The sequence below is a fragment of the Vibrio sp. 1978 genome (assembly GCF_033344345.1).
Genome location: NZ_JAWPOP010000323.1, coordinates 1 through 795, shown reverse-complemented (window position 1 = coordinate 795; position 795 = coordinate 1). Strand labels below are relative to the sequence as shown.

Here is a 795-nt window from a genome sequence, read left to right as displayed (position 1 = left end):
AAAGAAGCTATGACAAACTGCCAAACCGTAAACAAAGCAGGTTGTACGTTTTTCTCTGGTCAAATTAACGATGTAGATGTAGTGCTACTACAATCTGGTATCGGTAAAGTTGCTGCGGCAGTTGGTACAACAATTCTTCTTGATGAATACCAACCAGATGTGGTTATCAACACAGGTTCTGCTGGTGGTTTCGATTCAAGCCTAAATCTAGGTGACGTAGTGATTTCTACAGAAGTGCGCCACCACGACGCAGACGTGACCGCTTTTGGCTATGAAATTGGTCAAATGGCAGGTCAGCCAGCAGCATTCAAAGCGGATGAAAAACTGATGGATCTAGCAGAAAAAGCACTCGAGCAAATGGCAAATACACATGCCGTTCGCGGTTTGATCTGTACGGGCGATGCGTTTGTTTGCACGGCTGAGCGCCAAGCGTTCATTCGTGAAAACTTCCCATCCGTTATTGCGGTTGAAATGGAAGCATCAGCTATTGCTCAGACTTGCCACCAGTTCAACACACCATTTGTTGTTGTACGTGCTATCTCTGACGTTGCTGATAAAGAATCACCAATGAGCTTTGAAGAATTCCTGCCTCTAGCAGCAAAAAGCTCTTCAGAAATGGTATTCAAGATGCTGGAACTGGTTAAGTAATCCAAGTCATTCATGGAAGAAATTTTTCAGCAATTCTATGCTAATGGTGCGCTCCTCGTGATGTGGGGCGCATTACTGTTTCACCTGATCCGCTCTATTCCTCATTCCGCTCACCCTGCGACTTTATGGCGCAAGGTAGCAGAACAA

1 protein-coding gene and 1 pseudogene are annotated in these 795 nt (G+C 45.2%); both read left to right on the top strand.

Annotated features, from left to right (window positions below):
• A partial coding sequence (gene mtnN, locus R8N49_RS26385) for a 5'-methylthioadenosine/S-adenosylhomocysteine nucleosidase (RefSeq protein WP_318190354.1) occupies nucleotides 1–648 on the top strand: 648 nt, incomplete at its 5' end.
• A 12-nt stretch (nucleotides 649–660) separates the two neighbouring features.
• Nucleotides 661–795 (top strand): annotated as a pseudogene (locus R8N49_RS26380) (adenosylcobinamide-phosphate synthase); the annotation flags it as partial.